Annotated in this window: 18 protein-coding genes; 3 read left to right on the forward strand and 15 right to left on the reverse strand. The window is 51.9% G+C overall.

Annotated elements, in window-relative coordinates; genetic code table 11:
* Positions 1-2 precede the first annotated feature (2 nt).
* The 10 genes from gmd to OGY06_RS14550 all read right to left on the reverse strand — a co-directional run bounded on the left by gmd (position 3) and on the right by OGY06_RS14550 (position 10,030).
* Positions 3-1,124 (reverse strand): GDP-mannose 4,6-dehydratase, encoded by a 1,122-nt coding sequence (gmd, locus tag OGY06_RS14505; RefSeq protein WP_003036748.1) that lies wholly within the window; start codon positions 1,122-1,124, stop codon positions 3-5.
* Positions 1,125-1,148: 24 nt separating this feature from the next.
* The gene (gene wcaF / locus OGY06_RS14510) at positions 1,149-1,703 is read right to left on the reverse strand and encodes a colanic acid biosynthesis acetyltransferase WcaF (protein ID WP_003834258.1); all 555 of its coding nucleotides are present in this window, start codon (positions 1,701-1,703) and stop codon (positions 1,149-1,151) included.
* Between the two features lie 9 nt (positions 1,704-1,712).
* Entirely contained in the window at positions 1,713-2,459 is a 747-nt protein-coding gene (gene wcaE, locus OGY06_RS14515; RefSeq protein WP_069219547.1) for a colanic acid biosynthesis glycosyltransferase WcaE, read from the reverse strand.
* 5 nt (positions 2,460-2,464) lie between these two features.
* Positions 2,465-3,682: a colanic acid polymerase WcaD gene (gene wcaD / locus OGY06_RS14520; RefSeq protein ID WP_125112559.1), complete on the reverse strand. Its 1,218-nt coding sequence runs from the start codon at positions 3,680-3,682 to the stop codon at positions 2,465-2,467.
* Complete coding sequence (wcaC, locus tag OGY06_RS14525) at positions 3,657-4,874, reverse strand: colanic acid biosynthesis glycosyltransferase WcaC (protein WP_286605571.1); 1,218 nt, start codon at positions 4,872-4,874, stop codon at positions 3,657-3,659. Before wcaC ends, wcaD begins: the two co-directional genes overlap by 26 nt.
* On the reverse strand, positions 4,871-5,359 hold the full coding sequence (wcaB, locus tag OGY06_RS14530; protein ID WP_032943932.1) for a colanic acid biosynthesis acetyltransferase WcaB: 489 nt from the start codon (positions 5,357-5,359) through the stop codon (positions 4,871-4,873). The genes wcaC and wcaB overlap by 4 nt, the downstream gene beginning before the upstream one ends.
* A 2-nt stretch (positions 5,360-5,361) precedes the next feature.
* On the reverse strand, positions 5,362-6,204 hold the full coding sequence (gene wcaA / locus OGY06_RS14535) for a colanic acid biosynthesis glycosyltransferase WcaA (protein WP_000206145.1): 843 nt from the start codon (positions 6,202-6,204) through the stop codon (positions 5,362-5,364).
* Between the two features lie 72 nt (positions 6,205-6,276).
* Positions 6,277-8,439 (reverse strand): tyrosine-protein kinase Wzc, encoded by a 2,163-nt coding sequence (wzc, locus tag OGY06_RS14540; RefSeq protein ID WP_181641061.1) that lies wholly within the window; start codon positions 8,437-8,439, stop codon positions 6,277-6,279.
* Positions 8,436-8,885, reverse strand: coding sequence for a low molecular weight protein-tyrosine-phosphatase Wzb (gene wzb / locus OGY06_RS14545; RefSeq protein WP_032949610.1), 450 nt, complete (start codon positions 8,883-8,885; stop codon positions 8,436-8,438). The genes wzc and wzb overlap by 4 nt, the downstream gene beginning before the upstream one ends.
* Before the next feature lie 5 nt (positions 8,886-8,890).
* Positions 8,891-10,030: a polysaccharide export protein gene (locus OGY06_RS14550; RefSeq protein WP_003834266.1), complete on the reverse strand. Its 1,140-nt coding sequence runs from the start codon at positions 10,028-10,030 to the stop codon at positions 8,891-8,893.
* A gap of 655 nt (positions 10,031-10,685) precedes the next feature.
* Between OGY06_RS14550 and OGY06_RS14555 the strand changes: the two genes are divergently transcribed.
* Positions 10,686-12,269, forward strand: a complete 1,584-nt coding sequence (locus OGY06_RS14555; protein WP_286605575.1) for a TerC family protein — start codon at positions 10,686-10,688, stop codon at positions 12,267-12,269.
* A gap of 44 nt (positions 12,270-12,313) precedes the next feature.
* Here the strand turns inward: OGY06_RS14555 and asmA are convergent, their stop codons facing one another.
* The 3 genes from asmA to udk all read right to left on the reverse strand — a co-directional run bounded on the left by asmA (position 12,314) and on the right by udk (position 15,508).
* Positions 12,314-14,167, reverse strand: coding sequence for an outer membrane assembly protein AsmA (asmA, locus tag OGY06_RS14560; RefSeq protein WP_286605577.1), 1,854 nt, complete (start codon positions 14,165-14,167; stop codon positions 12,314-12,316).
* Positions 14,168-14,193: 26 nt separating this feature from the next.
* A complete protein-coding gene (gene dcd / locus OGY06_RS14565) occupies positions 14,194-14,775 on the reverse strand; it encodes a dCTP deaminase (RefSeq protein WP_164562609.1) in 582 nt (193 codons plus the stop codon).
* A 91-nt stretch (positions 14,776-14,866) separates the two neighbouring features.
* On the reverse strand, positions 14,867-15,508 hold the full coding sequence (udk, locus tag OGY06_RS14570) for a uridine kinase (protein WP_003036776.1): 642 nt from the start codon (positions 15,506-15,508) through the stop codon (positions 14,867-14,869).
* A 315-nt stretch (positions 15,509-15,823) separates the two neighbouring features.
* Between udk and OGY06_RS14575 the strand changes: the two genes are divergently transcribed.
* Positions 15,824-19,153: a diguanylate cyclase gene (locus OGY06_RS14575; protein WP_286605579.1), complete on the forward strand. Its 3,330-nt coding sequence runs from the start codon at positions 15,824-15,826 to the stop codon at positions 19,151-19,153.
* Here OGY06_RS14575 and alkA read toward each other — a convergent pair.
* Positions 19,121-19,990, reverse strand: a complete 870-nt coding sequence (alkA, locus tag OGY06_RS14580; protein ID WP_286605580.1) for a DNA-3-methyladenine glycosylase 2 — start codon at positions 19,988-19,990, stop codon at positions 19,121-19,123. The two genes, OGY06_RS14575 and alkA, sit on opposite strands and share 33 nt — an antisense overlap.
* A 135-nt stretch (positions 19,991-20,125) precedes the next feature.
* Between alkA and yegD the strand changes: the two genes are divergently transcribed.
* Positions 20,126-21,478 carry a molecular chaperone gene (gene yegD, locus OGY06_RS14585; protein ID WP_125112563.1) on the forward strand — a complete coding sequence of 451 codons (1,353 nt, stop codon included), beginning with the start codon at positions 20,126-20,128 and terminating at the stop codon, positions 21,476-21,478.
* A 99-nt stretch (positions 21,479-21,577) separates the two neighbouring features.
* Here the strand turns inward: yegD and OGY06_RS14590 are convergent, their stop codons facing one another.
* A complete protein-coding gene (locus OGY06_RS14590; RefSeq protein WP_106672390.1) occupies positions 21,578-21,637 on the reverse strand; it encodes a type I toxin-antitoxin system Ibs family toxin in 60 nt (19 codons plus the stop codon).
* Positions 21,638-21,864: the final 227 nt, after the last annotated feature.

The following is a 21,864-nucleotide window of genomic DNA, read 5'->3' on the forward strand; positions in this document are numbered from 1 at the left end:
CCTTAGTACTCCAGCGCGATAGCGACCTCGTAACCGTGCGACTTGAGCAGGGAATGTTTCTTCGCCGCATCAAGATCGTTGGCAACCATTTCCGAGATCATCTGGCGCAGTGTGATTTCCGGTTTCCAGCCCAGTTTTTCATGGGCTTTGGCCGGATCGCCCAGCAGCGTTTCCACCTCAGCCGGACGGAAGTAGCGCGGATCAACGGCAATCATGACATCCCCGGGTTTCACCCCCGGCGCATCGTGTCCGGTCACAGAAACCACGATGCCTTTCTCATTCACGCCCTCACCTTCAAAGCGCAATTTAATCCCCAGCTGAGCGGCCGCCATTTCTACAAACTGGCGCACGGAATACTGCACGCCGGTGGCAATCACGAAATCTTCCGGCTTATCCTGCTGCAGCATCATCCACTGCATCCTGACGTAATCTTTGGCATGCCCCCAGTCGCGCAGTGAATCCATGTTGCCCAGGTACAAGCAAGACTCCAGCCCCTGAGCGATGTTGGCGATCGCCCGGGTAATTTTGCGAGTAACAAAGGTTTCGCCGCGGCGCGGAGACTCGTGGTTGAACAAAATGCCGTTACAGGCATACATCCCGTAAGACTCGCGGTAGTTGACGGTTATCCAGTAGGCGTACAGCTTGGCAACGGCATACGGCGAGCGCGGATAGAACGGCGTGCTCTCTTTCTGCGGGATTTCCTGTACCAGACCGTACAGCTCAGAGGTGGACGCCTGATAAAAACGGGTCTTTTTCTCCAGACCAAGGAAGCGGATCGCCTCCAGCAAACGCAAGGTGCCGATCGCATCAACGTCTGCGGTGTATTCCGGTGAATCAAACGACACCGCGACATGGCTCATGGCGCCCAGGTTATAGACTTCATCCGGTTGGACTTCCTGTAAAATACGGGTCAGGTTGGAGGAGTCGGTCAAATCGCCATAGTGCAGATGAAATTTGGGATTGCCTGAATGCGGATCCTGGTAGATGTGGTCCACACGTTCGGTGTTGAATGATGAAGCGCGACGCTTAATACCGTGTACTTCATACCCTTTTTCCAGCAGAAGCTCTGCCAGGTAAGAACCATCCTGCCCGGTTACGCCAGTAATGAGAGCGACTTTTGACATGTTATAACCTCTTCAGTGATCCCCTCAGGGAGTAACTTTCTCGACGCGTTCGCGCGTGACTACTGCGGGATTTCCCCGACAAATGACATTTGCTGGCAGCGATTTAAATACGCTGCTTCGTGCTCCAACGACGGTGCCATCGCCAATCGTCACGCCAGGCGCGACAAAGACATCTGTCGCCAACCAGCATTTAGCGCCAACCACAATCGGCGTGGCGTTAATATCAAAATGTTGACTGGCATAATCATGACTCCCGGTGCATAAATAACTTTTTTGTGAAATAACCGCGTGGGCGCCAATCGTAATATCACCTAACGTATATAAAACCGCGTCGTCACCCACCCAGGCATAATCTCCCAGGGTTAATTTCCACGGATAAGTAATTCTTACTGAAGGCCGAATGACTACGTTTTTTCCTATTTTTGCGCCAAACATTCGTAATAAAAATGCACGCCAGCGATACATGACCTGTGGAGACCAGCGAAATAATGTTGCTTGCACTGCCCACCATAATTGCACTTTAATAGCACCACCGCCGCGAAAACCTCCAGGCACTTCAAATCCGCTTAAATCTTGCATACTATGCCCTTACGTTTTCCCATATAAGGTTTTAGTTTTACCAGTTGTGCGCAGACGTAAATATTCTGACAATCCGGTCCAAAAACCTGGCATGTGTAATATCTGGCGCTGTACTTTTTTGGCATCCCGACACAATTCCAGATTATTCGTCGTTGACACTCCGCCCATGGAAAACTCCGATACCAACCCGCTCAGCTTTTTAAAAGCGTAACCGGACTTGTATAATTGTGCTGCCAACGCGTAATCAGACGATATTTTATATTGCAAATCATAATGCCAGACATTCAGTCCTGAGAGCGGAAAGAATATCGCCTGGTGGCTGGCGGGCAGGCTGTGATAAATATACCAACCTGGTTTTGCCCGGCGCTTAATTTTGTTGCCATTGCCGAAATCCAGCAACGCATCGCCAATGACCATGGTTTGGTCGCTCTGCGTTTTTAACTGGCGGATAAAATGTGCCGCATCCGCATGCAGAATATCCCCGGAGTTGAGGAACAGCGCGAACCGCCCGCGCGCCATCGCGATGCCTTTGTTCATCGCATCATAGATGCCGTTATCCGGCTCGCTGACAAACCGTAACCGGTGTTCCCCACTGAGTCCTTCAAGAAACGCCGATGTACCATCCGAGGAGCCGCCATCAACAACAATCCACTCAAAACTGATATCACCCGCTTGCGCCAGATGTGCCAGCGATGCGTGAGTTTTGACGATCCCTTCCAGATTGCGAAAGGCGACGGTAATGATACTGAGCAGCATGTGAGTTACCTCGCGATATTCAGCGCCTTGCGCAATATAAACGGACACACAATTAAAAATGCGTATTCCGGACTAAATACTGAACCTGTAAAAAACAGTGACAACGGTGTAAAAAGATAAAGCTGCACCCGATAATTCTGATTATCGCCAAACGCATTGATCATCATTTTCATGACCTTCCCCATGTACCACAGGGCTAATATCACCGCGAACCATGAAAAATAAATAATCAGCAGATACAAACCATTGTCTATTGTTTTACCGACATCTGCACCGTTAAAAATTCCGAATGACGCAACGTATTCATAAAGTGAGCCAAATCTCACTACGCCATCAACATTCAGTAATGAATAACCGACCATCACCAATGGTCCTACGATACGATAATACGATGACGAACCTTCAGTTCCTAAATCACCAAGCCGCGTTGCGATGTACGGAAAAGCAAATATCACCCCAACTAAAAACACGCTTAATGAGATTATCGCCAGCGGTAGCTTCTTTTTTATCGCATCCTTATTCAGGTACTGGAATGCCCACTCCAGGAGATAAAACAAAATAAACGTCATTACCCCTGAAAAAGATCCTGATAATATTACCCCTGCCAGAATCATAGCATCGGACTTAGGTGTTTTGATACCAAACTGTTTGATACTGAGCCAAATTGAGATTAACGCCAGAGCGAAGAATGCCGGTTCGAAATAGAGTGCGGTGGTACGTTTCCCACCAAACTTAATAAAATTCAGAACATAGCTGTTACTGTAAATAAGATATTTCGAAATAACTTCCATTAAACTGCTGCCGCCGCTGAGAATTATTTGTGCCATTTCAACCGCAGCTAACCCCACCACCAGCCCCACCACCAGCCAGAAAAAACGCAAAATCTTAATGTAGTTATGCGGTGAAATGGTTTTGAAGCGAATACTCCACACCATGCCAATAATCACCACGGTATAAACAAACAGCATCGCTGACGTTACGTACTTGCTGGCATCCAGTGATTGACCGAACAGGTAGTTAAACGCCGTCAGCCCGCCCCCCACACCCAGTGCGATCATTAATTTTTTGATATTGATGCGCTCGACAAACAGCAACAGCAGAACGGGCAAGAACGTGACGATGGTTATCGGGAAGCTCTCGCCAAGCTGGGCAAGTTTGACGTTAACCAGCAGATAAAGCAGTGGTAGCACCAGATAGCTACAGATTCTGATAGAACGAGACATATTCCTCCAGCATCTGTTGCCCACTGTATGCCACCCGACTGCGCTGGCTGAACGCGGTAAGGGACGTGTCAAATACCGCCTGCGCAATGTCTGATTTTTTCAGCTGCACCAGCTGCAATACGTCCGCTTCGCTGAACGTTTTGCCGCCTGATTTAGTCAGCACTTCCTGCGCGGCATCGCTGTGTGTGGCAATTACCGGTACGCCGATGGAAAGTGCTTCGCACAGAATCAGCGGGTAGTTATCGACACGGGAGCTGAACACCAGTCCATCCATCTGGTTAAGCGCACTCATCAACGTGCGCTTATCGCTCTCAAAACCGTGGTTGATGACGTTATCTCCCGCAAATGGCGAAAATTTGCCGAAGGTATGCAGCTCAATTTTGTCCCCAAGCGCGGCAATCGCTCGCACCAGTTGTTGACTGGTTTTGCCGTCATAGCGCAGGTCATGAGCCACCACGGCAATTTTCGGCCGACCGCTCTCCGCAGGCATCGCGGGCAGTTCGCCAAGAATGGCTTCAGTTGCCACATCAATGCCATTATTGATAATACGGCAGCGTCCCACGCCATACAGGCTGTTGAATGCGTCGGCCACATGTTGACTGGGCGAGATAAACTGGCAACCCAGCGCCAGCATGGCGCGAAACATCTGCCGCTTACCGGGCAACTGCTGATGGGCTTTATCGACTTTTACCGGCGGATAGTTGCTGAGCGTTGGGCATTTCTGACAGCCCGTTTTCCAGCCTTCGCAGCCATCGGTAAAGGCACAGCGCCCGGTCACGCTCCAGTGATCGTGCAGCGTCCAGACGAAAGTGATATCCGGTTTATGCGCCTTCACTTTTTGGCAAAAGGTCACCACCTCTTCCAGGTTCAACCAGTAGCTGTGCAACACGTGAAAATGCAGTACCAGCGGGCCGGAGGTGCGGGTAACTTCACGATATAACTTGTTGAGATTGCCAAACATGTCGCGGTTCGCGAAACGAAACAGCGCAATGTTCGCCGCCGACGTCAGGCGCGGCGTATATTTGATAACCTGCGGGAAATTCGCATGACTGGCGCTTTTTTTACCGCCTTTGCCATAGCCATAGACAAACCGCGACGACAGCCCTTTTTCCAGCGACCTCAGATGCAAATCTAACGCCACGCCTGCCGCCCCACCTTCTGCGAGTCGGACATTAAACTGTAATATCTTCATTTTATTACCTTCACCCGTGCCTTCTCGCCCACGACCAGCGTATTGTCCGGGACGCTATCCACCACAACGCTCCCGGCGCCAATCGTCACGTTATCGCCAATAGCAACGTCGCCGAGCAGGGTGACATTGGCCCCCAACTCAACGCCGTTACCGATGACCGGACAGGATGGATCGTTGGCACCAAGATTGCCGATAGTGACGCCGTGGCGTAGGGTAAAATCATCCCCCGCCACCACGTGTTTATTGATAACCACCCCATAGCCATGATGGATGGTGAAACGACGACCAATTGATGCAGCAGCCTGAATTTCATAGCCAAACAGGCATTCGGTGATAAGACGGTACATCACCAGCACCGGGGCGGCCCACAGGTTGTTTATGATATTTTTTTTACGCCAGACGGAGCAAAAATGGGCAATCCGATAGGCCGCCACCATGCAGCAGGGGCGCAGACTCCAGCCGTTCGCGCGTAAATCTTCCAGCATAATTAGCGTCCTCGCAGTCCGTCGGCCAGACGCTTACTGTTGCGAACAGAAAGCAGCGTCAGCAGCGTGCGCCAGTTCATCCGTTTGTTGCGGATCTGATAGAGGGTAAACAACTGATATTTCTTGCTGGCCCGGTCAAATTTGCCTTTGTGCTTGCGGTAAAACTGAAAGTAGCCGGAGAATTTATTCGGCGATGAGGTAATACGCATCTCGCCGTGATTCACATGCAGGATCTGCGTCGCCTCTTTGACCTTCCACGGTTTGCCATACGCCACCACCATGCGCAGGAAGATGTCGTAATCCTGCGCCGCTTTCAGCGTGGTATCGAACAGGCATGCTTTAAACCGCCATGCCCAGGTAAATACCTGATTACCAATGATGTTGCGCTTATAAAACCTGCGGCGTGAATAAACGGACTTCGGATAGAGCGGCAGACTGGTCGGCTGCGAATACACTTCGCCCTCACAGACATAGTCATTGGCATACAGAAACGCCCGTGTGACCAGTTGATGCCGATACTGCAGGAACACGCTCAGGCGGTTCGGCGTCCATTCATCATCATCATCAATCCCCGTAATGTATTGCCCGTTGGCCTGCATAATGGCCTGATTACGCACCGCACAGGCCCCGGAGTTGGTGGAATTATGTGTATACGACACGCGCGGATCGTTGAGTTCCTCAACAAACTGCTGCAACTGCTCATATGAGGAAGAGCAATCATCCACAATGATCATCTCCCAGTGAGGGTAGTCCTGGCGCAACACCGATTTAATCGCCCGAATGGCCAGCTGCTGGCGGTTCCAGGTTGGCATATAAATTGAAATTAGCGGGTTTTCTGTCGTCATTTTCGTTTCCGGATAGATACGCTTTTGTAGGCCGGATAAGGCGTTTTTGCCGCATCCGGCAGGGTTGGTGATTTATTTCGCATCCGACGTGTATTCGTATTCGTAGTAGCCGTAATCCTGATACCCGCTGGCACGACGGAAGATCGAGTTGAGGATCACCCCTTTAACCTGAATGCCATTTTGCTCGAAGCGACTCAGGCTGGTTTCCACCTCTTTCAGCGTGTTGACCGCATAACGCGCCACCATCAGCGTGGTGCCGACATGACGGCCAACAATCGCCGCATCGGTCACCGCCAGAATTGGTGGAGTGTCAATCAGCACCAGGTCATAGTGCGAGCTGGCCCAGGCAATCAGTTCGCCGAAACGCTCGCTCATCAACAGCTCGGAAGGATTGGGAGGGACTTGACCGCGAGGGATCAGATCAAAATGCGGAATCGATGTCGGTTTGGCGCTGGATGAGATATCCCCCTTGCCAATCAGGATCTCAGACAGGCCGTTGACGTTATTGGTCCCCAGTAGTTCGTGGGTATAGCCTTTGCGCATATCGCAGTCGATCAACAGCACGCGTTTGTTGGTCTGGCTGATGACTGCCGCCAGGTTGGCGCAGACAAACGTTTTACCAATCGACGGGCTGACGCCGGTCAGCATCAACACGTTGTTACGCGCCTGCATCATGGCAAAGTGCAGGCTGGTACGCAGGCTACGGACCGCTTCTATCGCGAGATCCGTTGGATTCCCCACGGCCAACAGCTGGCTTTGCTTGTAGCGTTTCACACCTTTAATGGTCTGAACGTTATCACGCGCTTTTTGCCATTCAGATAGCGGAATACTGGCATACACGCTGATACCATGCTCTTCCAGCGCCTGCGGGCTTTCAATACCGCGATTAAACAGAGAACGCAGCAGTACGCCCACCACCGAAAGCATTAAACCGAGAATGATACTGCCGAGAATAATCAGCGCCGTTTTCGGCTTCAGCACGCCAGGTTGGGCAATCGCGGGATCGACAATGCGCACATCACCGACCGTACTGGCCTCGGTAATCTTCAGTTCCTGTTGCTTGTTCAGCAACTGCATATAGACCTGCTGACCGGACTCCACATCACGCGTCAGACGAACAATTTCCTGCTGCGTTTTCGGCATCGCCGTTACGCGCCCGTTCAGCTTACTTTTCTCATCTTCCAGCGCCTGGCGTTTTTCCAGCAGCGTGCGGTACGCCGGATGCGCTTTGGTGAACAGCTTGGAAATCTCCGCTTCTTTGAAGGTCAGTTCATTCAGCTGCGCATCGATATTCACCATCGAATCCAGCACCGCTTTGGCTTCCAGCGGCAAATCCACGGAGTCTTTATCCTGACGAAAGGCGTTCAGCTTGTTTTCAGCAACGTCCAGCCGATTACGCACCTCAGGCAGTTGCTTTGCCAGAAACGCCAGACTTTTGGCAGCCTCTTCGGATTTACGTTCCACGTTTTGTTGCAGATAGTTGCGGGTAATACTGTCGAGAATCTGGCGGATTTGCTCGCGGTCTTCACCGGTAAAGGTCAGGCTCAATACGCCGGTGTCTTTGCCCGTTTCCGTCACCATCAGATTATTTTGCAGGGTGTTTATCATGCCCAGCGTGGAGAATTTGCTGACGGTAAATTGGCTCTCCGGGCTGGCATGAATCGCCTCAACCAACATCGTCACGCCATCGTGTTCCAACACTTTGCCGACTTGGCCCCGGGCGCTAAAACCCCCGTCACTCACCAGTTGATAGCTTTTGTCATTCAGCACATTGAGCGTGAAGGTCTGTTCATTCATTGCCTTTGGCAGCGTGAAGGTGGTCACATTAACCGTTTCGTTCTGGCGGCCCATCAGCCGGTCCCAGCCCGCGCCAAAAATAGGGAATGTATCTTTGGTAACGGCGATATCGAGGTTAAGATCGTCTACCGTTTTCCCTAATACCAGACGCGACTGGATGAGCTGAATTTCCGCTTCCGAGGCCGGCGGTTTGTTCGACAACGCCGAGCCAATATCCTGCACCAGTGAATTTCCGGTATTTTGCTCAATTTGCACCAGCGCGTCCGCACTGTAGATGGGTGTGGCGAACAGCGTGTAGACCGCGGCGCACAATGCAAAAGCCGCGGTAATGCCAAGTACCCACCAGCGGGCTTCCACCACCGTTGCAACCAGACGACCAATATCGATTTCATCATTGCCCGTTACCGGCGCAGCAGACTGTTTAACTTTTTCTGTCATTGTTTTCCCTGCTCTGCGTTCAGTGCCTGAGCCCATTGGCGGGCAGACCGTTCAAGTAATGCGTACACCGCGTCAAACGCATCACGGCTTTTACGATACGGATCGGGAATTTCGCGCTCGCTATCCCAGTGACCAAAAAGCATCACTTTGCCGCGCATCTCCGGCACCATTTCACACAGGGCAGAGATATGGCGCTTCTCCATGGTCAGGATCAGGTCATACTCCCGGCACATTCGTCCCGAGATCTGCCTGGCACAATGATTATCCAGTGACAGGTTGTGCGCCTGCGCCACGCTAATAGCACACGGATCCGCGCCTTTTCCGACCAGCGCCCCAAGACCGGCTGAAGAGACCGTTAACGCCGGATGAAATTGCCTTAATAAACGCTCTGCCGTCGGGGAACGACAAATGTTCCCCACACAGACAACTAAGATTTTGTTAAACATGATGATTACCAGTTGTGAAGGTCGCTGGCCGTGTCCGTCATATAGCGAACACCGCTAATAGTCGGCAGCAACTGATTGATCAAACGGTTCCAGCGAGCAACCGGCGCGGTAGTGACATACACCACATCGTATGGCTGGAGTCGGAATGATGTTGCCATCACCAGCGACGTCGCATCGGACATATCAAGCTGATAGATATTGGCGATCTTGCCGTTGTTCCCGCCCTCGCCTTTCAATGGTCGAATAACGAAAATGCCGCTGGCATTGGAGGTGGTCAGGTCGATACCTTCGGCATTGCCCAGCGCTTCGGTAAGCGTCATGCCGCTGAAGTCCATTTTGAGGGTGCTCTGTTTTTTTACTTCCCCCATTACGAAGACTTTCAGATCGTCATTACGCGGAACAAACAGAATGTCGCCAGGATAGAGCAGCCGGTTCTGGCTCAGGTCGCCATTTTGCATCAGCGCTTGCAGTGAAATACGTTGCTCCTGCCCTTTATGAGTCAGCACAACGTTGCGCCAGTCTGCTGCCTCGGTGAGACCGCCAGCGGCGTTAATGGCATCGAGAACGGTAAGCGGCACGTTGGTGATGGCCTGCTGGCCGGATTTGTTCACCTGCCCGGAGACATAGGCCTTCTGCGAGCGGAAAGCGGCGATATTAACGTCCACCTGCGGGTCAGCAATGTACTTCGCTAAGCGCCCGGTAATATCACTACGAATCTCTGCCAACGTTTTCCCTACCACGCTGACTTTGCCGATGTAGGGGTAAAACATGGTGCCATCAGGCTGCACCCAGTTGCCGGTATCGCTTGAGCTACGGTACTGCCCGGCTGGCGTGGTGAGTTCAGGATGGTCCCAGACGGTCACATTCAGGACATCCCCCGGGCCGACCCGGTACTGATATCCGGAAATCTCCTGGTCCAGCGACATATTAGGCTGTGCAACATTTGGTCGAGGACGTAATTGTTCGACCAGCCGTGGCGTGAGTGGATAAACATTCACCATGCGATCGATATCAAAATCAGCGTCCTGCTGTTTAATCACATCTTTGCCCATCGTAGACATATTGCTGCCCGGAAGCACGGTACAACCGTTTATCAAGATCACCGATACCAATACTGGCATCAATTTAAGTTTGGATTTCATCATTGATTATTTATCACTTTGGCAGAGTATTTATCACATGCAATCTAAATAGCGACTTCGCCTGTACGTATTTACCTTGCCGTTAATTGAAATGGAATTTAACTGGCATCAGTCCTAAAAAAAATGAATTCATCTGCGGTCTCTTGACAGAATAATTTAGGCTTGTTTCAGGCGACCAGACACGCTACCGCCCCTGGCTTCACTAGCTACCAATGCACTGATTAATTTAAATTTTTATCTTCTCCTTTATTTTCATCACATTTACAGCGTTAACGCATCGGGAATGGCGCCACTGATTGATGAGGAAATATTTATCTTTTGATTATTACCGCAAGAATTGTTGCAGCTATGCGAATATCAGGCAAGATAACAAACCGCCGATAGCTGGCTTTTAAGATTAATATTAAGCGTCGGATTTATATATTTTTAGGATTTTATTGATATTGACAATATTGATATAAAAATATTCCACCTGCGATATTTCCTAAATATGTTTAGATTAATAAAATCATTTCCTGTAGTTACATTAAGGCTATTATCCTGCGTCTGTTCTGATATAACCGACAGAGAAATCCCTTCTCGCCATTGCATTTTTCGCCAGTTTTACCCATGATCGAATTGTGACAATTGTCATACAACTATGGGTATAGCATTTACTATGGAATGGATTGCCGATCCGTCAATCTGGGCCGGACTGGTCACGTTAATCGTGATCGAACTTGTTCTTGGCATTGATAATCTTGTTTTTATTGCCATCCTCGCGGAGAAATTGCCTCCTGCCCAGCGGGATAAGGCGCGTATTACCGGGCTACTGCTGGCGATGGTTATGCGCCTGCTGCTGCTGGCATCAATATCCTGGCTGGTAACGCTGACCACGCCGCTGTTCAGTATTCGCGATCTCAGCTTCAGCGCCCGCGATCTGATCATGCTGTTCGGTGGTTTCTTCCTGCTGTTTAAAGCCACTATGGAGCTCAACGAACGGCTGGAAGGGAAAGACAGCGATAACCCCACCCAGCGTAAAGGCGCTAAGTTCTGGGGGGTGGTCGCGCAGATCGTGGTGCTGGACGCCATCTTCTCTCTGGATTCCGTCATTACCGCTGTTGGCATGGTCGATCACCTGGCGGTGATGATGGCGGCAGTCATTATTGCCATCAGCCTGATGTTGCTGGCCAGCAAGTCGCTGACGCGCTTTGTTAACAGCCATCCAACTATTGTTATTCTGTGTCTGAGCTTCCTGCTGATGATTGGTTTCAGTCTGGTGGCCGAAGGGTTTGGTTTCCATATCCCGAAAGGTTACCTGTACGCGGCCATCGGCTTCTCGGTCATGATCGAAGCATTGAACCAGTTGGCTATCTTTAACCGTCGTCGCTTCCTCTCAGCCAACCATACTCTGCGCCAGCGCACCGCCGAGGCGGTAATGCGACTGCTGAGCGGGCAAAAAGAAGATGCTGAACTGGATGCCGAAACCGCGGCGATGCTGGCGGATCATCATGAAGGTCAGATTTTTGCGCCTCAGGAGCGGCGGATGATTGAACGTGTGCTGAACTTCAATCAGCGTACCGTCAGCAGTATCATGACCTCGCGCCACGATATTGAACATATCGACCTCAATGCGCCAGAAGCAGAAATCCGCGCCTTACTGGAAAAAAACCAGCATACGCGTCTGGTGGTCACCGGCGAAGACGAGCAGGAGGAACTGCTGGGCGTGGTGCATGTCATCGATTTGCTGCAACAGTCTCTGCGCGGCGAGCCGCTCGACCTGCGCGTATTGATTCGCCAGCCGCTGGTGTTCCCAGAAACTCTGCCGCTGCTTCCTGCGCTTGAGCAGTTCCGTAATGCCCGCACGCATTTCGCGTTTGTAGCCGATGAATTTGGTTCCGTCGAAGGGATTGTGACGCTGAGTGATGTGATGGAAACCATCGCCGGCAATCTGCCAAACGAGGTAGAGGAAATCGACGCCCGCCATGATATTCAGAAAAACGCCGATGGTTCGTGGACCGCTAACGGACATATGCCGCTGGAAGACCTGGTGCAGTACGTGCCCATCCCATTAGATGAAAAACGTGAGTATCACACTATTGCCGGGCTGTTAATGGAGTATTTGCAACGCATTCCAAAAACCGGGGAGGAAGTCCAGGTTGGTGACTATCGGCTAAAAACCCTGCAGGTGGAAAATCATCGCGTGCAAAAGGTCCAGCTGATACCGCTACAAGGTGAAGAAGAGATGGATTACGAGGTGTAAGTCACGAGCCGGATGGGGCATTAGCCACCATCCGGCAATATGAATCAGAGCTTATCCAGCAACTTTTTAACATCTTTGCCGTTGCGGGAATCTTTATTGCGATCTGCCCAGTCATTCAGACGACGTTTTGCTTCATCCTGCAGATGCTTACGCAAAAGCTGATCAACTTGCAGACTGTAGTTCAGTGATTGCCACTGGCCATAGACCCTGAGAGGAACTGGGGTGGCCTTCAGGAAACTAATCAACTTACTTTCGCCATCCCAACCGCCCAGCACGCGAATGTTAAACAGCGTGTCGCAATTCTGCTTCACCAGATCTAACGTTCCTTTGCCGGTTAGCGCCAACATCGCGGACTCCCCTGCCATGTTATCCAGCGTCACCTCTCCGTTATCCAGCGTCATATCGGTTACAAAATGATCCAACCGGGTCACGTTATCGAGGTTTTGCTGAGATTTAACATCCCCACCGCTGCGTTCTACAGCCTGTTGAATCATCTGCTGGAAGTTCATCCCTTCCATTCGCGTATCGTTCATTTCGACATGAGCCTGCCCTTGCCAGCTATGGCGAAACGCCCGGGCATCAATATCTGAGCCGGAAAAATCCCCTGCCAGCGACAGCTTGCCGGTGAGTGCGATGGGGTAATCAAAGGCCTTCAAAATAGAGCCAATTTCCACACCTTCCAGGCGCGGATGAAAGACCGCTCGCGGTTCTCCCTTTCTGGCATCCAGTGTGCCGGGCAGTGAGATCAGCCCGCCATCACTTTTTCCCTGCAACTGCGCAATGTTCAGTAAGCCGAACCGGTTGTCTATTTTTGCCGAGACATTCTCAAACGCCATTTTCCGCCACAGCACTTTGTCAGCCTGCAAAGCGATGTCTGCCGAAAAACCTTTGAGTCCTTGATACGAAACGGCATCAACCTGGGAAGCAATGACGGGGCGCACCAGCGTTGGCTGACTCTGACCTTGCTGAACGTCACCGTTTGCTGTCGCCGCTGCGTCATGTTGTACGAGCAGATTATCCAGATTGAGCTGGCCAAATTTTAGGTCGACGGCCCATTCCGGTTTTTCCAACAAGGCCACATGCGCTTGCCCAGAGAAAGAAGAGTCATTAGCGGTCAAATTTATCTGGCTAAACGAAAGCTGTTTTTTCTCTTCCAGCCATTGCGCCTGAAGATGTCCCTGACCGTTGATTCCCTGCGGCGGCAGATCGGCCCCCTGCAGTTGCCAGCTTAACTGCGCAATATTCGCAGATAAGTTGTGCGGATAATCGGAGGCATCGACCGTGCCGTTAAAGGATAACGCGAGATCGCGCTGATCGCGGTTCACACGCCCGGAAAAATCAAACGTGCCGCGGTGCTGGCTATCTTGTTCCATCTCCAGACGAATATCACGAACGGTAACTTGTTCGTCGTCTTCATGCTGGAATACCAGAACACTGTCGGCAACCCGCAAACGGGCGATATCAAACGACCACCCTTTGTCTTCCGCCAGATCGGGCAACATATTGTCTTTTGGGGCAACGGGCGCATCTTTACCGCGCACCGCCTCAGTTTGCGGGGTCAGTTGAATCACTGCGCCTTTGAGCATCACCTGCTTCACGCTGAGCTGGTGGCTCAACAGCGGCCATAACGCAACGTCAAGACGCATATTGTCGGCACGAACCAGAGGTTCGCTGGCACCTTCAGCCGTTAACACCACTCGCCCTGAGAGGATACTCAGTTGCGGCCATACGTGCCAACGCAGGGGGCCATCCAACTGCAGCTGATATCCGCTACGTGCGGAAACTTGCTTGACCATATACGCGCGGAAATCATTCGGATTAACCAACAGTACTAACGCAGAAAAGCCGGCCACCAGCACGACCAGAAGAATCATCAGCGTCGTCAGAAATCGTCTCATGCTATCCCCAATGGACTGAAAAACACTCAGTCTTTATCGATCCGGCTGGCAACGGCGCCCTGCTGGTCGCGATACTTCGCATCCTGACGACGGTTGTATGGCCGCGCTGCCGGACCGGAAAGCGGTTCGAAACTTAACGCGCCAATCGGCATGCCCGGACGCAGAGCCAGGGGTAATTTTCCGGAGTTGTAAAACTCCAGTACGATACAGCCAGACCAGCCCGGATCGATACGGTGTGCGGTGACGTGTACCATCAGTCCCAGACGAGCCAGCGAAGAACGGCCATCTAACCAACCGACGAGATCGGAAGGCAGCGTCACAGATTCAAATGTTACTGCCAGCGCAAGCTCACCCGGATGCAAGAAGAATGCCTCGCCGTCCTTGAGGACGATTTCATCACTCATCACGCGATCCAGCGCGGCGCTGACTTCATCTTTCGGTCCGCTCAAATCGATATACGCCGCTGTATGACCGCGGAACGTACGGAATTTGTTGCCAAGACGCACATCTACCGTGGCGCCATTGATTCGCTCGACAGGAGGGCGTGGAGTGATCGACAGGCGACCTTCATCCAACCAGGTTTCAATATCTCGGTCACATAAACGCATGGCACTTTCTCCTTTCGTGCTTCAAACCCTTAATGCCAGGTGCGTTAAGGGTGAACCAGGTTATCACTGAACGGTACACAATTCGCTGAACTTATTCAAAGAACTGACTGATTTTAGCCTTCAGAATATCGATGGCGATGCGGTTTTTACCCCCGCGCGGCACAATGATGTCGGCGTATTGTTTTGAAGGCTCAATAAATTGCAGGAACATTGGGCGGACGGTTTTCTGGTATTGCGCCATCACCGAATCCATTGAACGACCACGTTCATTCACATCGCGCTTGATACGGCGCATCAGACAAATATCCAGCGGCGTATCAACAAAAATAGAAAAGTTCATCTCATCGCGCAAACGCGCATCCGTCAGCAGCAAAATGCCTTCCAGGATGATGACTTTCTTCGGTTCGATATGAATAGTGTCTTGCGTACGCGTGTGCTCAACATAGCTATAAACCGGCAGCTCAATGGCAGAGCCGCGTTTCAGCGTTTGCAGATGTTGAAACAGCAGGCTGTGGTCCATCGCGTTCGGATGGTCGTAGTTGGTTTTTACGCGTTCTTCCATCGACAGATGGCTTTGATCTTTGTAATAGCTGTCTTCGGGAATAACGCCAATATGTTCGTCACCGACTTGTTCACGCAATTCGCGATAAAGAGTACTGGCAATAAGGCTCTTGCCGGAAGCCGATGCGCCGGCAATGCCGATAATGACGCACTGATGGGACTGATCAGTCATAAATTTAGCGACCTGATTAACCTGGATGTAAGGAAGGGCGGCGCCGAAACGCCAAACGCGGCAATTATAGGGATTTCAGCGGCGCGATGCCACCCCAGGCTGCACCAATGCTGTCCCTGTCGCAAATTAAAATGGTCAGATTTAGAACAGCCGCTATATTTATTCACCTGCCTTAGGAATTAATAGCTTGGGAGTGTTAATTTATGAGCAGCTGGCGTATAAATTGTAAATTGTTTGTACTAGCATAATCCCAGATTAAATGTGATGCGTTCGGCATCTCTGCTGGGCGACAACGGCTATTTGGGTAGAGTGGTAATGAGTAAACAATCCCAACATGTTTTAGTTACCTTACCCCATCCTCTACTGCGCCTGGCCAGTTTAGGTCTGGTGGCTTTCATCTTTACGTTGTTTTCGCTGGAACTGTCACGTTACGGCGCACAGCTTGCACCGCTGTGGTTTCCAACCTCTATCATGATGGTGGCTTTTTACCGTCACGCGGGAAAGATGTGGCCAGGGATCGCGCTGGCTTGCTCATTCGGTAGCATCGGCGCCTCTTTACTTTTTTTCCCCGGACAGTCGCTTAATTTCTCCTATACGGTCATTAACATTATTGAGGCTGTTGTTGGCGCAATGTTATTGCGTAAACTGCTGCCCTGGTACAATCCCTTACAAAATTTGAATGACTGGGCGCGCCTGGCATTTGGTAGCGCGGTTGTTCCGCCACTGTTGGGCGGCATATTGATGTGGTTGTTGCTGCCGAAGGACACATCATTAAATACCTTTCTCATTTGGGTACTGTCAGAATCCATTGGCGCACTGGCGTTGGTGCCGTTAGGTTTACTGTTTAAACCACATTACCTGTTGCGCCATCGCGACCCGCGATTATTGCTTGAGACCCTGATCACCCTGCTGGTGACCTTAACGCTCAGTTGGCTGTCCATGATGTACATTCCATGGCCATTTACCTGCGTTATTGTCCTGCTGATGTGGAGCGCTGTCCGTCTGCCGCGTATGGAGGCGTTTTTAATATTCCTCAGCACCGTGATGATGGTTTCGCTGATGCTGGCTGCCGACCCTTCGCTGCTTTACACCCCGAAACCGAACATGATGACGGACATCCCCTGGTTGCCGTTTTTGATGATCCTGTTGCCCGCTAATATGATGACCATGGTGATGTACGCGTTTCGAGCCGAACGCAAGCACATTTCAGAAAGCGAGTCACGCTTTCGTAACGCCATGGAATATTCCGCGATTGGCATGGCTTTAGTCGGTACCGAGGGACAATGGTTACAGGCCAATAAAGCCTTGTGCCAGTTTCTGGGCTATAGCCAGGAGGAGTTACGTTCACTGACCTTCCAGCAATTGACCTGGCCGGAAGATTTGAACAACGACATTGAACAGCTGAACATGCTGGCACGCGGAGAGATTAATAGCTATTCCATGGAAAAACGCTATTACACCCGCGCAGGCGACGTCGTCTGGGCGTTGCTGGCGGTTTCGTTAGTGCGTCATAGCGACAATACCCCACTCTACTTTATTGCGCAGGTTGAGGACATTAACGACCTGAAGCATACCGAATGGATCAACAAACGGTTGATGGAGCGCATCACCCTCGCCAATGAAGCCGGGGGGATTGGGATTTGGGAATGGGAACTCCAGCCTGACGTGATCAGCTGGGATAAACGGATGTTCGATCTCTACGAAGTTCCTGCGCATATCAAGCCCAGTTGGCAAGTCTGGTATGAGTGCTTGGTACCCGAAGATCGTGAGTACGCCGAAAATGTGATTCGTGATTCACTGGCCGCACGGGCTCCGTTTAAGCTTGAGTTTCGTATCGCGGTAAAAGATGGCATACGCCATATCCGTTCGTTGGCCAACCGGGTACTGAATAAAGACGGCGAAGTTGAACGCTTACTTGGTATCAATATGGATATGACCGAAGTCAAGCAGCTTAACGAAGCGCTGTATCAGGAAAAAGAACGCCTGCACATTACGCTGGATTCAATCGGCGAAGCGGTGATTTGTATTGATGTCGATATGAACGTGACCTTTATGAATCCGGTCGCTGAGAAAATGAGCGGCTGGCAGCAGGACAGTGCCATCGGCATTCCGCTATTGACGGTACTACATATTACTTTTGGCGAGAACGGTCCGCTGATGGAAAATATCTACAGTGCTGACATGTCGCGTACGGCAATCGAACAGGAAGTGGTCCTGCATTGCCGTAACGGCAACAGTTATGACATTCAGTACAGCATCACGTCTCTCAGCACCCTCGACGGCGGCAGCATTGGCTCAGTGTTGGTTATTCAGGACGTCACAGAGTCACGGAAGATGCTCCGCCAGCTTAGCTACAGCGCCTCGCATGATGACCTGACGCAGTTGGCAAACCGGGTCAGTTTCGAAAACCATCTAAAACAATTGCTGCATTCGGTACACGATACGCACCAGCGTCATGTGCTGGTTTTTATCGATTTGGATCGTTTTAAAGCGGTGAACGATAGCGCGGGTCATGCCGCTGGCGATGCCCTGCTGCGTGAACTCTCAGCGCTTATGCTCAGCATGTTGCGATCCAGCGATATGCTGGCGCGCCTGGGCGGCGACGAGTTTGGTCTGTTGCTACCGGATTGTAATATCGAAAGCGCCCGCTTTATTTCAGGTCGCGTCATCAGCGCCATTAATGATTACCACTTCATGTGGGAAGGCCGCTTACACCGTATTGGCGCCAGCGCAGGGATTACGCTCATTGATGAGAAAAACCATGTCGCGACCGATGTGATGTCTCAGGCCGATATTGCCTGTTATGCGGCGAAAAACAGTGGGCGTGGACGCGTCTGCGTTTATGAACCGCAGCAAAGCCAGGGTCATGCCGCGCGTAGTCAACTGACATTGGATGAGCAAAGACACACCATTATGCACAACCCAATGCTGATGATCGCCAGAGGTGTGGCTTCCCCGCGTATACCGGAGACGTTTAGCTTCTGGCTTCTCTCGCTTCGCTTAGGCACCGCTGAAGGTGAAGCCATTGAGGAGCAAGCCTTCCGCGCCGGGCTGGTCGATCCCGCGTTAAGCAAGGCGCTTGACCGTCGGGTATTTAGCGAGTTCTTCCAGAATGCTGCCCAAGCAGTAGCCAGTAAGGGCCTCAGTATTGCCCTGCCCCTTTCCGCCGCCGGCCTGCTCAACACAGAACTTATCGATGAGCTGCTGGAGCACTTGCAACACAGTCCACTACCGCCGCGATTGCTGCATCTGACCGTTCCGGCAAGCGTCATCAAAACCAACCCAACGCAGGCGATATCCGCCCTGCATCGACTGCGTCAGTACGGTTGTCGAATTGTGTTAAGTCAGGTTGGTCGCGATTTAGAGCTTTTTGACAACCTGAAATATCACATTGTCGATTACCTGTTGCTCGACAGCGAGCTAAGTGCCAGCGCTCCCGGCAACCTGATCGACGAAATGTGGGTGTCCATTATCCAGGGTCATGCCCAGCGCCTGGACATAAAAACTATCGCCGGCCCGGTGCAGTTGCCACTCATCATGGATACGCTTTCTGGCATCGGTATTGATATGATTTATGGCGATATTATTGCCGATGCCCAACCGCTGGATCTGCTACTGAATACCAGTAATTTCGCCATCAACTGACGGCTGCCAGCCATCCGTATACCAGATATGCAACAGCGCATAGGAGCGCCAGGGTTTCCAGCGCTCTGCATACCGTCGGATCTGGGCCGGTGTCATGCCGGGAAAACGCTGCTTAATCAGATAATCATCCGGCAGAAAAACGTCCATCGCCTGCCAGCCGCGCAGTGCAAAGTAGTTGGCGGTCCAGCGTCCTATCCCGGGAAACGTTTGTAGCTGCTTAACGCCTTGTTCGATATCGGTAGGGGCTGTTGTCGCGAGCGCTCCCTCAAGCATTGCGCGAGCCAGATGAATCAACGCTTCAGCGCGTTTGAGCGGCATTCCTAACGCTTTCAGGTGCAGCGGATCGGCATTGGCAAGCGCTTCCGGCGTAGGAAAACACACATACTCGGGTGCATCCTCCAGCGCTTCCCCGTAAGCATGCGCCACTTTCGCCGTCAGTTTCGCGGCCATCAATACGCTGACTAACTGCCCTAAAATCGCCCGCACCCCTTGCTCAAACGCATCGACACATCCCGGTAGGCGCAGTCCAGGACGCGCCGCACCGAGGCTACCCAGCGCGGCGATAATTTGCTGCGGGCAACAGCCAAGATCGAACAAGCGCGTTATTTTTGCCAGGCACTCGGAAGCTACCGGCTGTAACCCTGTGCTCAATGTCACGTGTAGCACGTTGGCGTGCAGATCCGGGACAACGCGCACCAGACCACGATGTCCCCCTACGGACAGGCTTCTGACATAATCCAGCTTTCCTACGGTTTCGACACCTTCCACCGCACGGGCGGCAAGAAACCCCAGCATCCAGGGCCAGTCATAAGGCGGTTGCCAGCTCAGCGTGAACATTCAGTTTTCCTTTTTACGCAAACCTACAGCATAAACGGTATTCAATCAGTACGCCTTGCTTTCATATTCCAGTTGTCGGGGCGTCAACTATTCGTTAAAGTCACGCCCCTTCTTCACTGGCATGGGGATTTTACGGTGTTTATTGGTTTTGACTACGGTACGGCAAACTGTTCAGTGGCCGTTATGCGTGACGGGCAGCCTCACCTGCTCAAAATGGAAAATAACAGCACGCTGCTACCCTCAATGTTGTGCGCACCAACGCGCGAAGCGGTTAGCGAGTGGCTGTATCGCCATCACGACATCCCAACTACGGACGATGAAACGCAGGCGCTGCTTCGCCGCGCGATGCGCTACAACCGCGAAGAAGACATCGACGTTAACGCCAACAGCGTGCAGTTCGGTCTGGCATCGCTGGGTCAGTATATTGAAGACCCGGAAGAGGTGTACTTCGTTAAATCGCCAAAATCATTTTTGGGTGCCAGCGGTCTGAAGCCACAGCAGGTTGCGCTGTTTGAAGATCTGGTCTGTGCAATGATGCTGCACATTCGCAACCAGGCGCAAAGCCAGCTGCCGGAAGCTATCACTCAGGCCGTGATTGGTCGTCCCATCAACTTCCAGGGATTAGGTGGCGATGACGCCAACACCCAGGCGCAGGGTATTCTTGAACGTGCAGCCAAACGTGCCGGTTTTCAGGATGTCGTCTTCCAGTACGAGCCGGTAGCCGCGGGACTGGATTACGAAGCCACACTGCAGGATGAGAAACGCGTGCTGGTGGTAGATATTGGCGGGGGTACGACCGACTGTTCACTGCTGCTGATGGGGCCGCAATGGCATCAGCGCGCCGATCGCGAAAACAGCCTGCTGGGACACAGTGGCTGCCGCGTAGGCGGGAACGATCTGGATATCGCGCTGGCGTTTAAACACCTGATGCCACTGCTGGGTATGGGCGGTGAGACTGAAAAAGGGATCGCCTTACCGATTCTCCCCTGGTGGAACGCGGTCGCGATCAACGATGTTCCCGCGCAAAGTGATTTCTACAGCAGCGCCAATGGTCGTTTACTGAACGATCTTGTCCGCGACGCGAAAGAAGCCGATAAAGTCGCTTTTCTGCTTAAAGTCTGGCGCGAGCGTCTGAGCTACCGCCTGGTGCGCAGCGCAGAAGAGAGCAAAATCGCGCTTTCTGACCAAACCATTGTAACGGCGGCGATACCGTTTATCAGCGACACGCTGGCAACCGATATCAATCAACACGGACTGGAAGCCGCGCTCAATCAGCCCCTGGCGCGCATTCTGGAGCAGGTCCAGCTGGCGCTGGACAACGCGCAGGAAAAACCGGACGTGATTTATTTGACCGGCGGCAGCGCGCGTTCACCGCTGATTAAAAAAGCCCTCGCCCAGCAGCTTCCCGGAATCCCTATCGCGGGTGGCGATGATTTCGGTTCAGTTACCGCCGGACTGGCCCGCTGGGCTGACGTTGTTTTCCGCTAAGCCACTCGCATGGTGAAAAGTGTGCATATTGACATCATCCTTGCTGTGGCTTATTTTCAGGAGTGAGGGTTAGGGAGGGTTTCCCCTCCCCCTGGTGTCTTAGTAAGCCGGTAAGCTAATGACTAAGAGTATCACCAGTATGATGACGTACTTCATCATAACCCTTTCCTTATTTTGGCCCCTTCCTCGGGAGGGGCTTTCCCGTTCCAGCGTCCCGCTGAAATCTCTGGCTTTCCTCCTTTTTGCCTTGTCAGCACTCTATCGCACAATTGCGCATTCGCTATCTTCACCACCGATTGTTGCGTAACACCTCGCAAAGCCGCGTCAGCATTCAGACGAATCCCGACAGTGTTTCATAATTCCTCCATTTTTCTCCCTTGTTCACT

Origin of the sequence: Citrobacter sp. Cpo147 (assembly GCF_030332405.1) — a bacterium.
Lineage (GTDB): Bacteria > Pseudomonadota > Gammaproteobacteria > Enterobacterales > Enterobacteriaceae > Citrobacter > Citrobacter portucalensis.